Annotated in this window: 12 protein-coding genes, 1 tRNA gene and 1 pseudogene; 5 read left to right on the forward strand and 9 right to left on the reverse strand. The window is 63.5% G+C overall.

Annotation, left to right across the window (positions count from 1 at the left end):
* Window positions 1-361 precede the first annotated feature (361 nt).
* The 4 genes and pseudogenes from BSQ44_RS18625 to BSQ44_RS18645 form a co-directional block, all read left to right on the forward strand.
* On the forward strand, window positions 362-1,495 hold the full coding sequence (locus BSQ44_RS18625) for a hypothetical protein (protein ID WP_072606627.1): 1,134 nt from the start codon (window positions 362-364) through the stop codon (window positions 1,493-1,495).
* An 87-nt stretch (window positions 1,496-1,582) separates the two neighbouring features.
* Complete coding sequence (locus BSQ44_RS18630) at window positions 1,583-1,975, forward strand: mannose-binding lectin (RefSeq protein ID WP_072606628.1); 393 nt, start codon at window positions 1,583-1,585, stop codon at window positions 1,973-1,975.
* Between the two features lie 708 nt (window positions 1,976-2,683).
* Window positions 2,684-3,178, forward strand: a complete 495-nt coding sequence (locus BSQ44_RS18635; protein ID WP_072606629.1) for a hypothetical protein — start codon at window positions 2,684-2,686, stop codon at window positions 3,176-3,178.
* Window positions 3,179-3,926: 748 nt separating this feature from the next.
* Window positions 3,927-4,979, forward strand: a pseudogene (locus BSQ44_RS18645) (IS256 family transposase); the annotation flags it as partial.
* Window positions 4,980-5,180: 201 nt separating this feature from the next.
* On the opposite strand, the gene BSQ44_RS18650 reads toward BSQ44_RS18645, so the two are convergent.
* The 8 genes from BSQ44_RS18650 to BSQ44_RS18685 all read right to left on the reverse strand — a co-directional run bounded on the left by BSQ44_RS18650 (window position 5,181) and on the right by BSQ44_RS18685 (window position 12,090).
* Window positions 5,181-5,256, reverse strand: a tRNA-Phe gene (locus BSQ44_RS18650).
* A 235-nt stretch (window positions 5,257-5,491) separates the two neighbouring features.
* Window positions 5,492-5,695, reverse strand: coding sequence for a DNA gyrase inhibitor YacG (gene yacG, locus BSQ44_RS18655; RefSeq protein WP_083534812.1), 204 nt, complete (start codon window positions 5,693-5,695; stop codon window positions 5,492-5,494).
* A gap of 183 nt (window positions 5,696-5,878) precedes the next feature.
* Window positions 5,879-6,424, reverse strand: coding sequence for an adenine phosphoribosyltransferase (locus BSQ44_RS18660; protein WP_072606632.1), 546 nt, complete (start codon window positions 6,422-6,424; stop codon window positions 5,879-5,881).
* A 130-nt stretch (window positions 6,425-6,554) separates the two neighbouring features.
* Entirely contained in the window at window positions 6,555-7,418 is an 864-nt protein-coding gene (locus tag BSQ44_RS18665) for a cytochrome c1 (protein WP_072606633.1), read from the reverse strand.
* A gap of 34 nt (window positions 7,419-7,452) precedes the next feature.
* Entirely contained in the window at window positions 7,453-8,757 is a 1,305-nt protein-coding gene (locus tag BSQ44_RS18670; RefSeq protein ID WP_072606634.1) for a cytochrome b, read from the reverse strand.
* Window positions 8,758-8,776: 19 nt separating this feature from the next.
* Window positions 8,777-9,340, reverse strand: coding sequence for a ubiquinol-cytochrome c reductase iron-sulfur subunit (gene petA / locus BSQ44_RS18675; protein WP_072606635.1), 564 nt, complete (start codon window positions 9,338-9,340; stop codon window positions 8,777-8,779).
* Window positions 9,341-9,546: 206 nt separating this feature from the next.
* On the reverse strand, window positions 9,547-10,662 hold the full coding sequence (locus BSQ44_RS18680; protein ID WP_072606636.1) for an alginate O-acetyltransferase AlgX-related protein: 1,116 nt from the start codon (window positions 10,660-10,662) through the stop codon (window positions 9,547-9,549).
* Between the two features lie 3 nt (window positions 10,663-10,665).
* Window positions 10,666-12,090, reverse strand: coding sequence for an MBOAT family O-acyltransferase (locus tag BSQ44_RS18685; RefSeq protein ID WP_072606637.1), 1,425 nt, complete (start codon window positions 12,088-12,090; stop codon window positions 10,666-10,668).
* A gap of 269 nt (window positions 12,091-12,359) precedes the next feature.
* Here BSQ44_RS18685 and BSQ44_RS18690 point away from each other — a divergent pair, with 269 nt between their 5' ends.
* Window positions 12,360-12,743, forward strand: coding sequence for a hypothetical protein (locus BSQ44_RS18690; RefSeq protein ID WP_072606638.1), 384 nt, complete (start codon window positions 12,360-12,362; stop codon window positions 12,741-12,743).
* A 16-nt stretch (window positions 12,744-12,759) separates the two neighbouring features.
* Here BSQ44_RS18690 and BSQ44_RS18695 read toward each other — a convergent pair whose 3' ends face one another.
* On the reverse strand, window positions 12,760-13,062 hold the full coding sequence (locus BSQ44_RS18695; protein WP_072606639.1) for a DUF6665 family protein: 303 nt from the start codon (window positions 13,060-13,062) through the stop codon (window positions 12,760-12,762).
* Window positions 13,063-13,067: the final 5 nt, after the last annotated feature.

A 13,067-nucleotide genomic window follows, 5' to 3' on the forward strand; every position in this document is an offset into this window, starting at 1 on the left:
GTCTTGGGGTGAGGGATGTCTCTCGTTGTACACGCAACCGCGCCGGCGGCCGCGGTAAGGCTGGTCGCGGGCACACGCACGCATTGTGTGTATCGATCATGGAACGCCCTTACGTCCTCGATGCCACCGCCCGGCATGCCCGAGGCGATGCCGTGAGCTGATGACCTCCCGATTTCCGGCGCCTTGCCAGCAGGCGCCGCGACTGCTCCCGCTCAGTTCGGCCAAAGTCCGCTCGGTCAAGAACACGGATGGTTGCCTCACCGGAACGGCAGCAGTCTGCGACCGGCCCGGCCGGCTCCGAAAAATCCAACGAACCAGGCCAGCGCGAACCGCCAGCAATAACCAGTTGCGAGAAACGACCATGGACGGCGATATCCTCACCAAGAACCAATCGATCCGGACCATCGCGGGGGCTGCCGCGCTCCTCGCCTCGATCTTTGCTTTACAGCCTTCGGCACACGCGCAGACTCGGGAGTTCGGACGCGCTGGCAACTTCACGATCCTCACCGAGCCGCAGGCCCCGGGGAGCTGTCGCGCCATCATGTACGAACGGAAGCACCAGCCTACATTCGGCGAACTCTTCGCCATCGCCTATGACGGACGCAACTGGCAGATCTGGACGGACTACCGGATCTACGAGGTGCAGCCCACGCCCGTACTGGTGGACGGAAGGCCGTTCAACCTGCGGTTCGAGCAGATCGAGAATGTCGCGGTGGCTCCCGCCGGCCGCGACCTTATCGCTGCGATGGAGAGCGGCGGACACATCAATCTCAATCTCGACCCCGAGGGACCCGACTATTCCCTGCGCGGATCCGCCCGCGCCATCAAGCTGCTGGAGGCCTGCGCGGGCGGTGGCGGCAAGCCCGGCATCGCGGAGGTTCAACCCGGCCCACGGGTCGGCCCCAGGGGGAAGAACGACTATGGCGGCTACGACGTCGCCGGCCAGCCGCAGGGCGAGTATTCCTACTCCCGAAGCCGCGGATGGCAAGTGTTCGCCGCCAGGTCGGGCTCGTCGTTCGCCAACTGCGTTGCGGAGACTCGGCGGAGCGACGGCTCGGCCATTCGCATCGGTTGGGACGGCATGCAGTGGCAACTCGCGGTACCTGTCGATTCCAGGCTGGGCTGGGAAGGCACGCTGCAGATCGACGGCGCCGGCTCCGGCCACGGCTACAGAAGCGGGGGCGACTTCATTTCCGGCATCGCGCGTGCCGGCTGGACAATCGCCTGGCTCGGGCAGGCCGAGCTCGACGGCATCCGCCGTGGCAGGGTCGCCGTTCTGGGCGTGGGCAAATTCGACTACGACTTCTCGCTGTCGGGTGCGACGGCGGCCTCACTGAAGGTGCAGGAATGCGTGGAACGATCCGGCCGCACCGCGCAAGCCCTTCCGCCGCAGCCCCGGTCTCTCGCCGACGCGGCCTTGCACTTCGGAATGGCCAGCACGCCGACGGTCGATGATCCGAAACCGACGATCGAGATCGATCGCCACGACACCTGATTTCGCAGATGGTGGCCGCCCGGGCGACGTCCGCAAACTCCGACACCAACCACACCAATCTCTCAAACCATCGAAAGGAACCCCCAAATGCGTCTGCTGCTTGCATCTCTCGGCCTCCTGCTTCTCGGCGTCGGAACCTCGCACGCGGCCTCGTCGAGCTTCCAGAGGTCATGCACCGACGTCAGGATGGAGGCGACCAGCGGCGAGGTCTATCTCTTCGCCCAGTGCCGGGACCGGCAGGGCCGCTACCACCCGGCGGAGCTGCCCCTTCTGGGCTACCAGAACGATGACGGATATCTCGTGAGGAACGGGTACGAGAACTCATCCTTCCAGCGCAGCTGCGATCAGTACTGGCTCGACGTGAACAATGCATCCGTAACGCTGAACGGCAACTGTCGGACGAGAAACGGTCAATATCGGGAATCGCGGACCGAGCTGCAGGACATTCATAACGACGATGGCAGGCTAGTAGGCAACTAACCAGTCAGCGAAAGAAACCCCTGATCCGGACCCTGATGTTGCGACGACAATAGGGCCCTGTGCTTGACCACATTATGCGCAGCCAAAAAAGACTGGCACCTCGGCTCGACGCATCGATGCGACAGCGGGCTCCGGGCGCAATGGTCCGGATTGCCGCCAACCAGGCGAGACGACCTTCGACACCCAAGCCCGGCCACGAAGGTTGACGAACCAACGGCAAACCCGTGCCTCATCCGCGCACAGTTCTCTCGGCATGTGACCAAATCACCCTAATCCACGAAAGGCTACTGTAATGATAGCTTCCGTCCGCTGGCTCGCCGGCGCAATCGCATTGTGTCTTGCCGCCCCCGCGCTCGCCCAGGCACCGGCGATGGGCGACGACAGCTTCAACATCGTCGATGACCCCGAGGTAACCCAAGGCGACTTCTACGCCGAAGTGCGCGGCTGGAACGTCTTTTCGGGCAGCACCGACCAGGGTTTCGCCTTCTGCGCCGCCGAGATGGAACTGCCGGGCCTCACCTGGCGGTTCGGCTACGACGCGTCCCCCCATGGCAGATCGCCGTCAAGCACCGGTTCTCCGGCGAAACGCCCTACGGCACGTTCGATGTCGACGGGCACAAGTCGGGGATCAGCGGCTGGGGCAGCGGCGAATGGGTCATCCTGTGGCCCCACAAGGGCGAGTACAACGCGATCGCCAGCGGCAACCGGATGGAAATCCATCTTGGCGAGATCTGGTACGAAATGCAGCTCAAGGGAACTTCGGCGGCCCCGCTCAAAGTGCAGGAATGCGTGGCCAATCGCGGCAATCCGGAGCGCGCCATGGCATCCGCGCAGCCCCCGGCCCCGGTCAGGTCGGCCAGCGGTGCCCCGCGCATGCCGGACCCGAACCGGCGCGGCGAGGAGTTCGTCGGCAATTGCCAAACCGACTACGCGAGCTATCGCTGCATGGCGGCGACGCTGACGCCGACAGTCGGCAACGCCAAGGCGGAGCTGATCTACGACGCGTTCGGAAGCGAGCCGAACTATATCATCCAGACCGACAAGAACGACATTTCGGAGGTCTGGGTCAGCTTCGGCAGCGATCCCTACAAATACATGGGTCGCTGGAACACCGACGGCCGCTGCCGCGGCCCGCTGCAGAATCAAGACCCGCAGGTCGTCGCCAACCTCGGCCACGACTCCTGGAAGCTCTGCGTCGAGTAGCCCGGGCTGGCCGGGCGGCGGCGGCCACCGTTGGCCGCCGCCACGGTGTGCGGCTATCTCAATTTGCCTGGATACAACTCACCAGATTGTCCGTGATGTCCCGGTCAAGCAACAACCACCTTCTTTCGCTCCTACATATCGGAAGATCTGCAATGCCATGCAGTGCGCAAGAAATCATCTTAGACAATGCGTGACATATCCAATCTTAGGGACTTGAATGAGGAGAACAATAATGCGCCTTGTTATAGTATGCTTTACATTTTTCGGAGTGCTTATAACATCTTTGCATGCCTTCGCACAGTCTGACGACAGATTTTGCCGCAACTATGCGTCGGAAGTTTCAGGGATCGTAGAAAACGCGCTGAAAACCAACCAAGGATGCCTCGACTTCGGTCGCGGAGTCCACAACGTCTATGCTATGCATTACAGTTGGTGCCTGCAAAATTCCCGCAGCAGCGTCAACGGCGCGGAGCAAAACATCAAGCGTCTCGTGAGACAGTGCACTGGCGGGCGCGCCAGGCAGTCTGGGAACTGGATTTTCTGCGCGCGTGAGAATGAGTTCTGCGATGCCCCCCACGGCGCTACGGTGCGGTATGGAGCAAACGGAACCTTTGCCGAGCGCCGACAAGTCCGTGCCGGGGTCATGTGCGACAACCAATCCTTTGGCGACCCGTTGTACGGCGTCGTCAAGAGCTGCTTCTACTGGTCGCGATAGGGGTAAGAGACCTAGCATCGGCCCGATACCAGAGGCTACCGCGACAGAGACTGGGAGACGTGTGCCGGCACCGTCGAATTGCGCATCCCGAAGCTGAGGAAGGGCTCCTACTTCCCAAGCTTCCTGAAGCCACGCCGCATGGCCGAGAAAGCGCTGACGGCGGCGATCCAGGAGGTCTATGTCCAGGGCATCTCTACGCGCTCGCTCGATAACCTAGTCAAGGCCATGGGTATGAGCCGCATCTTCAAGAGCCAAGTGTTGCGGCTGTGTGAGGAGATCGACGGCACTAGCCTGCCCTCGGGCTCGACCCGAGGGTGAAGGCCTTCCCCAATCGCCCCATCGAGGTCTGGCCGTATCTGTAGATCGACGCCACCTACCTCAAGGTGCGTCGCGGTGGGCGCATAATCTCGGTCGCCGTCATCATCGCCGTCGCGGTCAACACAGACGGCAGCGCGAGGTGCTGGGCATGGAGATCGCCACGTCCGAAGCCGAGCCGATCTTGACCCAGTTCCTGCGCAAGCTGACGCGCCGCGGCCTGCGCGGCGTGAAGCTCGCCGTCTCCGATGCCTATGAAGGGCCTGAAGCCGCCGCCGCCAACGTTCTCTCCGCTATCTGGCAATGCTGCCGCGTCCACTTCATGAGGAACGTGCTGGCGCATGCCGGCAAGAGCGGCCGGCGCGTCGTCTCCGCCTTCATCGCGACCTGCCCTCGCTCAGGAGACGCCCGAGGCCGCCACCACCCAGTGGCGCTCCGTCGCCGACCAGATCCGGCCCAAGGTGCCCAAGCTCGCTTCCATCCTCGACGACGCCGAGCCCGAAGTTCTCGTCTACATGACCTTCCCCAAGGAGCACCCGGCCAAACTCCACAGCACCAATCCGATCGAGCGGCTCAACGGCGAGATCAAGCGGCGCACCGACGTGGTCGGCATCTTCCCCTACGACGAAGCCATCATCCGCCTTATCGGTGCACTCCTGCTGGAGCAGAATGACGAATGGGCTGTCCAGCGCGCCCGCTAGATGACGCTGGAAAGCGTCAGCCAATTAAGGCGATGATCCTCTCATCAGCCTGCCAGCAGTGGCACGCTGATCAGCCCGGCAATGTTGAGCGAGAAATCCGACAGGGTCATTGGGTAACGCTCCGCAGGCGTGTGGGTAACGCCCAAACCGTTACCCACAAATCGATGCGTTGCAAGGTTCGGCGGTGAGCGGCAATGAGCAGCTCGACCCGCCTAACTACTTGAAAATGAACAATGCAGGAGATGCTATGTTCAGAGCGGAGAAGGGTGGGTGGTGCCCAGGGGCGGAATCGAACCACCGACACTGCGATTTTCAGTCGCATGCTCTACCAACTGAGCTACCTGGGCCTGATGACGGAGGGTCGTGGACCGCCGCGGCATCGTCGGGCATCGGCCCGAAAGCGGGTGGGTTATAGCACGGGATTCGCCCCTGTCCAGCGCTCCCGTGACAGAAATCCGGGCAATCGTTTCGGCTCAGTGGGGCTGGTACGACGAGCCTGCGAACGGGGCCGAACCTTCGGCGGAAAGCGAGGCGGGCGGACGCATTCGAAGTGTCTGCCGATGTTTCCGGCGGGGCGCGGTGTCAGCCGCGATCCTCGTCGTCTTTCTGCCCGTCCAGCGGCTCGCCCGGAATGACGTAGCTCCCGGACAGCCACCGGTTCAGGTCGACGTCCTTGCAGCGCTGCGAGCAGAACGGGAAAGACTGCCTGGATGAGAGCCTGCCGCATTCCGGGCACTTGCCGCGCCGGCGCAGCGGCGTCACACTCGATACCTGTCTTTCGCTCATTCCGTTTCGCTCGGGCTGTCGCATGTCGGGGGATCGTGCCGTACCGCAGGGGCGACGGTCAGATGATCCGAAACTTAGGCATGTGCGCCGCAAATGCAAATCCCTTGCGGTGTCGTCGCGGCGCCTGACGGGCCAGCCATCGCCGGATCGACTGGAAGACGTGTCACCTTGCCGGCTGGGCGCTCAGTGTCCCTCGAAGCCGATCAGCGTGCGCACCTCGACCCCCATGGCCTCGAGCTTGCGCCGCCCGCCGAGGTCGGGCAAGTCGATCACGAAGCAGGCGGCGACGATGTCGGCGCCCATCTGCCTCAGCAGGCGCGTGGCCCCCTCCGCGGTCCCGCCAGTGGCGATCAGATCGTCGACCAGGATGACCTTCTCGCCCTCCGTCACCGCGTCCTTGTGCATCTCCATCTCGTCGACGCCGTATTCGAGGCTGTAGGCGACGCGCACGGTCTCGTGCGGCAGCTTTCCCTTCTTGCGGATCGGGATGAAGCCGGCGGAAAGCTGGTGCGCGATGGCGCCGCCGAGGATGAAGCCCCGCGCCTCGATCCCGGCGATCTTGTCAATCTTGGTACCGGCATAGGGATGGACGAGTTCGTCGACCGCGCGACGGAAGGCGCGCGCATTGCCGAGCAGGGTCGTGATGTCGCGGAACAGGATACCCGGCTTCGGATAGTCCGGGATCGTGCGGATCGCCGAAAGCAATGTGTCTTCGAGGGAGGTCTTCATGTGGGGATCCGTTGCGATTCGACGTCCGGGCCGACGGTCCGTCCGGATGGGATTATCCTCGGTCCCGGCTTCGGAAAAGACAAGGGCGCCCTCTCGGACGCCCTTCGGAGAATTCGCTCGCCGGGAGAGATCAGTGCGCGAGTTCGTGCCAGACCTTGCGCTTGGTCAGGTAGACCAGGCCGGCGAAGATGACGAGGAACACCATGACGCTGAAGCCGGTCCGCTTGCGCTCCTCCATGTGAGGCTCGGCGGCCCACATCATGAAGGCGGCGACGTCCCTGGAGTACTGCTCGACCGTCTGCGGCGCTCCGTCGTCATAGGTGACGATGTCGTCCGACAGTGGCGGTGCCATGGCGAGCGACTTTCCCGCGATGAAGTACGGATTGTAGTAGGTGCCCTCGGCGATTTCCATGCCTTCCGGCGGCTCCTGATCGTAGCCGGTCAGGAGGGCGTGGATATAGTCCGGCCCGCCCTCGGCATATTGCGTGAAGACGTCGAACACGAAGGTCGGGAAACCGCGCTCGACGACCCTGGCCTTCGCCAGGAGGGAGAAATCGGGGGGAGCCGCGCCGCCGTTCGAAGCGGCCGCCGCTTCCTTGTTGGGGAACGGCGAAGGGAAATGATCGGACGGTATAGCAGCGCGCTCAAACATGTCGCCATCGGCGTTCGGACCGTCGGTGACCGTGTATTCGGCCGCCAGGGCCTTCACCTGTTCCTCGGAATAGCCGAGGTCCTCAAGCGTCCGGAAAGACACGAGGCTCATCGAATGACACGAGGAGCAGACCTCGCGATAAACCTTCAGCCCGCGCTGGAGCTGACCCTTGTCGTAGGTGCCGAACGGCCCGTCGAACGACCAGTCGAGTTCCTGCGGCTTCAGGATCGGGAAATGCGTCGGCTCCGCCTCGCTCTGATGATCTTCCTGTGCCAGGGCGACGCCGGAGGCCATGCCGAGCGCGACTCCGATGGCTGCCAGACCGCCGAGAATCTTCTTCATTCCAAAAGTCCTTTCAGGATTCACGGTGTCCGGCTCAGGCGCGGTTCTCGGGCGCCGCGGCGGCGCCTTCCGGTGTGGCGGTCGCACTTCCCCGGGTATTGGCAAGTACCGCCTCGGTGATCGAGTTCGGCAGCCTGCGCGGCGTCTCGATCAGGCCGAGCACCGGCATGATGATGATGAAGAAGGCGAAGTAGTAGAGCGTGGCGATCTGCGACATGATCACGTAGCTACCTTCCGCCGGGCGCGAGCCGAGCCAGCCAAGGAAGATGGAATCGATGACGAAGAGCCAGAAGAACAGCTTGTACCAGGGCCGGTAGACCGCCGAGCGGACCTTCGACGTATCGAGCCAGGGCACCACGAAAAGAACCGCGATGGCGCCGAACATGGCCAGCACGCCGCCGAGCTTCGAATCGATCGGTCCGATGTTGAAGGTGATGGCGCGCAGGATGGCGTAGAAGGGCAGGAAGTACCATTCCGGCACGATGTGCGCCGGGGTCTTCAGCGGATCGGCGACGATGTAGTTGTCGGGATGGCCGAGGAAGTTCGGGATGTAGAACACGAAGTAGGCGAAAATGGCCAGGAATACGATCATCGCGAACGAATCCTTGATGGTCGCGTAGGGCGTGAAGGAGACCGTGTCGGTCTTCTCCTTGACCTCGATGCCGGTCGGATTGGTCTGGCCCGTGACGTGCAGCGCCCAGACGTGCAGCATCACCACGCCCGCGATCATGAAGGGCAGGAGGTAGTGCAGCGAATAGAAGCGGTTGAGAGTGGGGTTGTCGACCGCGAAGCCGCCGAGCAGCAGTTGCTGGATCCACTCGCCGACCAGCGGGATGGCGGTGAAGAAGCCGGTGATGACGGTGGCGCCCCAGAAGCTCATCTGTCCCCAGGGAAGCACGTAACCCATGAAGGCGGTCGCCATCATCAGCAGGTAGATGATGCAGCCGAGGATCCACAGGAGTTCGCGCGGCGCCTTGTAGGAGCCGTAATAGAGGCCGCGGAAGATGTGGACGTAGACCGCGATGAAGAAGAACGAGGCGCCGTTGGCGTGCAGGTAGCGCAACAGCCAGCCGGAGTTCACGTCGCGCATGATCTTCTCGACCGAGAGGAACGCGATCTCGGTGTTGGCCGCATAGTGCATGGCGAGCACCACGCCGGTCAGGATCTGCACCACCAGCATGATGGAGAGGATGCCGCCGAAGGTGTAGGCGTAGTTCAGGTTGCGCGGAACGGGATACGCCACGAAGCTGTCATACATCAGCCGCGGCAGCGGCATGCGCTTGTCGATCCAGCGCTCGAACCCGGTCTTCGGCGTGTAGGCAGAGTGTCCACCGGCCATATCAGTCGTCCCCCTAAACTCAGCCGATCCGGATCGTGGCGTCGGAAATGAATTCGAATGTCGGCACCGCCAGATTCTGAGGCGCGGGGCCTTTGCGGATGCGTCCCGCCGTATCGTAGTGCGAACCGTGACAGGGGCAGAACCATCCGCCGAAATCCCCCGCCTGGCCGAGCGGCACGCAGCCGAGATGGGTACAGGACCCGACCATCACGATCCAGTTCTCCATGCTCTCGCCGGCCGAGCGCGCGACGTCGGTCGCAGGCGAATCGGCGGGGATGTTGGCGTTGCGCGCGATGGGGTCCTTGAGTTCCGTCAGCGGCACACCCTGTGCGGCCTCGACCTCTTCCGGTGTACGGTTGCGGATGAAGATCGGCTTGCCGCGCCATTTGGCCGTGATCGACATCCCCGGCTCGATCGACGATACGTCGACCTCGATCGTGGCCAGCGCGAGCGTGGAAGCGTCGGGGCGCATCTGGTCGATGAACGGCCACACGACCGCTCCGGCGCCGACGACAGCGGCCGTTCCTGTGGCAACGTACAGGAAATCCCTGCGGTTGGGTTCGGTGATGTCGTGTGCGCTCACGGGCCCTTGATCCTCTCGCCACCATTTCGCCGGAGTGGTGTGCCTTCTGCTGGCATCCCGTCTGCCATGCCTGCGCAGACACGGCTACGCAGGCCGGTCGGAATCCCCCGGCGATTGGCGTTGGTTTCTAGGCGTCATGCCCTTGCTTGTCCATATGATTGCGGGACGGGTGGGCAGTTTGTCGCGGGAGACCGCGCAGCCCACAACTAGCGTCCCGCCGCGTTCTGTGCGGGCGAGGCGCCGGGCACCTGCTGGAAGGACGTGATCGTCCGTTCGACGGCTTCGAGGATGAGGATGTCCGGATCGATCGCGTGGATCAGATCGGGGTCGGGGACGCCGAGTCTGTTCGGCATCCATGTGAAATCGGCCGCGAATCGCATGAAGAGCGGACCGAGCAGGCTCGCCGAGAAGGAATCCCCGATGACGAGGGTTTTCGGTCTCCGCGACGGCGGGTCGTACGGGACGCGCGGGCGAAGGCGGTAGATGTCGTTGCTGCCGCTCTTGTCGAGGACAGTACGTTCAAACGGGGCTTCCGAAAACAGCCCGGGATCGGTCGGCAGGGAGGGGAATTCTATGAATTTCTCCTGCGACTGCTGGATCGCGACGAGGTCGCCGCGGCGCTCCACGGACACTGGCGGCCCGAAGACGGCCTCGATATCGACGGCCGCGCCAGAGTGGCCGAGCCTTTGGACGATCTCGTTGAACGCGACCGCCGCGCCGAACGGGGTCCAGTGCGTGTCACCCCTCCAGTAGACGAGGCGGTCCGAGGTCCAGGACTTCAGGGCCGGCCTCAGGTCGACCGCATCGATCCCGCGCGTGAGAAGCCGGTCGTGCAGGGCGTCAAGTTCGGTTCGCGCCGGCTCCTCGCGCGCCCAGACCGGCAGCTTGTCGCGATAGATCGTGTGCTTGTTTGGAGCGATCGCGACCAGCAGAGTGCGCGGCCGATCGGCGAGGATGCGCTGAAGTTCGCCTGCGACGTCCACGAATGCCGAAAGCGCCGCCACGTCGTAGCGCTGGCCGGTCGCCTGCCCGAGAACGTCGAGATCGGTGATGAAAAGCCACCCGCCCGCGCCCTCGACGACGCGGCGCGACCCGCCGGAAAACAGTTTCTTCATGTCGCGGTTCAGGTTGACCATTTCTCTGCGCAGGCCGAAGTGGGTCGCGACGAAGCGATCGAACCGCTTCGCAAAGCCCACGTCCTCGCCCGAACGAACGTCTAGCGGTTCGCCCATCACCCGCAGGGTGTTGTAGGCGAGGCCGACAGCGGGCACCGCCAGAAGGATGGCCATCCAGCCGAGGAACCAGATGTGGAGGAACCGCACGGCTCAGAACCTGAAATAGAGGAAGGGGTTGTTGCCGGCGCCCGCGATGCCGACCATGCTGACGAGGAGCAGCAGCCAGATCCCGATATCCTTGGCGAGGCGGTGGGCTCCCGCGAAAACGGGCGTGACCGTCCGCTCCCGCCGCCGGGACACGGATAGCCGTCCGATACGGATCGTCGACAGCAGAGCCCCGAGAACGAAAACAGTCGACCAGTAGGGTGTAAGGAGCGAGGCGAAATCGGGATCGAACTGTCCGTTGCCCTGGCCTCCCGCGAGCGCGCTGAAATAGGTTGTCGCCGCGCCGAAGCCATCCGCCCTGAACCAGACCCAGCCCAGCATCACGACCAGCAGGAGATAGGCGTGGCGCACGGGTGCGGGAACGCGCCCCAGAAGGCCCATCAGGAATGCGCGTTCGAGGACGAGGAGAGCGCCGTGCCAGGCTCCCCAGGCGACGAAGGTCCATGCCGCTCCGTGCCAGAGGCCGCAAAGCAGGAAGACGATCACCAGGTTGAGATAGGTCCGCGTAGCGCCCTCCCGACTGCCGCCCAGCGGAATGTAGAGATAGTCGCGAAACCAGCGCGAGAGGCTGATGTGCCAGCGCCGCCAGAACTCGGTCACGGACCGGGAGGCATACGGCATGTCGAAGTTTCGCGGGAAACCGAAGCCTAAGGCCAGTCCGAGGCCTATCGCCATGTTCGAGTAGCCGGCGAAATCGAAGTAGATCTGCAGCGTGTAGGAGGCGAGACCCAGCCACGCCTCCAAAAAGTCGAGGTCGGGGCCGAAGGAGAAAGCCATATCGGCGGCGATGCCGACCTCGTTGGCGATGAGAACCTTCTGCGCCAGCCCGATGGCGAAGATGCGCACGCCGGTCGCCGCGCGCCAGAGGGTCGTGCGCCGCCGCGACATCTGGGCCGCGACGGTCCGGTACCGCACGATGGGCCCCGCGACGAGTTGCGGGAACATGGCGATGTAGAGCGCCACCTTTGCCAGGCTGAGCTCTGCGCGGGCGTCCCGACGGTAGACGTCCACGAGATAGGACATCGCCTGGAAGGTGAAAAAGGAGACGCCGAGCGGAAGCAGGATATCGATCGGGGCTGCGCCGGAAGCGGGAAAGAGTGTGCCGAACGTCAACATCGCCATATCGGCATACTTCGCGACGCCCAGCATGGCGAGGTTGGCGGCAATGCCGAGCGAGAGCCATCGCCGGCGGCCCGCTTCTTCGGAGGTGGAGATTGCGAGCCCCAGCCGCCAGTTTACGGCGATGGAAGCGAGGAGCACGAACACGAAGACCGGCTCCCCCCAGGCATAGAACAAGAGGCTCGCGCCGATCAGGACCGCGTTTCGCCAGGCGATCGACCCCGCGGCGAAATGGATGATCAGGAAGACCGGCAGGAAGACGTAGAGGAAGGTGGGCGAACTGAAGACCATCGGGATTCCGCAAGCGCGTCCCTCTTCCTATGCGAACCCCGCAGCGGGAGGAAGATGGTCGCTCAGCCTCACGCCGGGAAAGGCGTCACCCTGCCAATCAGAGAAAGGGAAGCAAATCCCTTCGTTGGCTATCCCTGGCCCGATCACTGACGGTCAGACTGACTGGTACCACAGGTAGTCTTCAGAACTCTTCATTATTCTAGATTGTTGCCCGGAAGTATGTACATTGGCACGTGCTAACGCACCAAAGTCGTCTGGAGGGGTAATCAATGATGGGGCAGCGAACTACAACTCTCGCAATCATACTCGGCGGCGCGCTCATGCTTCTGATGCCGACGCTGGCATCGGCGGCCAACCTTTCCGGACAGGAAGGAGACGTTCGCCGCAAGGTGATGTACATGAACAACGTGAGCGGGGGATGCGCCAGTATCTTCAAGAGATACATCGCTGCCTCCGGCCATTCGGCCTTCGCGGCGACGACGATCCACTACTGGGTGGGACCCGGCCACGTCTGTGGCATCTCCATCAACGCGGGCAGCCAGAAGTCAGCAGAGCAACGAGCGATGGCGAGTTGTCAGGCGGCGCTGAAAAAGTACAAGGGCGCGGGCGAGCAGAAGATCGTGGGGCCCTGCTACGTCCACATCTCGAAGTGACGGGCGAGCCCCTGCCCTATTGCGCACCCAGCCTGACCAGCACCTCGCGCGGAATGCCGTACTCGCGGATGACGTCGTCGTGGCGTCGCAAGCCGCACAACTCACGCTGGATGAAGTAGGCATGCACCGCCTGCGCGGCCGTTCGCAAAAGAGTTGCGCGGTCTGAAGCGGACCCCTCGTGCGCCCGCAGGGCGCGGAGCGACCGTTCCACCTTCTCGCCGGCACGGCCGAGCGAGGCGGCCTTCTCGCCCATGATCTCCGCGGCGAGCGGGTCGAAGATCGAGTCGGACTGCCGCAACGCGGGCGGTCGAACGGCCATCGCGA

Origin of the sequence: Aquibium oceanicum, assembly GCF_001889605.1 — a bacterium.
Taxonomy (GTDB): Bacteria; Pseudomonadota; Alphaproteobacteria; order Rhizobiales; family Rhizobiaceae; genus Aquibium; species Aquibium oceanicum.

What these genes read in the sequence shown, in the direction of transcription:
- BSQ44_RS18625 (WP_072606627.1), top strand. Translation starts at nt 362, where the DNA reads ATGGACGGCGATATCCTCACCAAGAACCAATCGATCCGGACCATCGCG.
- BSQ44_RS18630 (WP_072606628.1), top strand. Translation starts at nt 1,583, where the DNA reads ATGCGTCTGCTGCTTGCATCTCTCGGCCTCCTGCTTCTCGGCGTCGGA.
- BSQ44_RS18635 (WP_072606629.1), top strand. Translation starts at nt 2,684, where the DNA reads ATGGAAATCCATCTTGGCGAGATCTGGTACGAAATGCAGCTCAAGGGA.
- yacG (WP_083534812.1), bottom strand. Translation starts at nt 5,695, where the DNA reads ATGAGCGAAAGACAGGTATCGAGTGTGACGCCGCTGCGCCGGCGCGGC.
- BSQ44_RS18660 (WP_072606632.1), bottom strand. Translation starts at nt 6,424, where the DNA reads ATGAAGACCTCCCTCGAAGACACATTGCTTTCGGCGATCCGCACGATC.
- BSQ44_RS18665 (WP_072606633.1), bottom strand. Translation starts at nt 7,418, where the DNA reads ATGAAGAAGATTCTCGGCGGTCTGGCAGCCATCGGAGTCGCGCTCGGC.
- BSQ44_RS18670 (WP_072606634.1), bottom strand. Translation starts at nt 8,757, where the DNA reads ATGGCCGGTGGACACTCTGCCTACACGCCGAAGACCGGGTTCGAGCGC.
- BSQ44_RS18685 (WP_072606637.1), bottom strand. Translation starts at nt 12,090, where the DNA reads ATGGTCTTCAGTTCGCCCACCTTCCTCTACGTCTTCCTGCCGGTCTTC.
- BSQ44_RS18690 (WP_072606638.1), top strand. Translation starts at nt 12,360, where the DNA reads ATGATGGGGCAGCGAACTACAACTCTCGCAATCATACTCGGCGGCGCG.
- BSQ44_RS18695 (WP_072606639.1), bottom strand. Translation starts at nt 13,062, where the DNA reads ATGGCCGTTCGACCGCCCGCGTTGCGGCAGTCCGACTCGATCTTCGAC.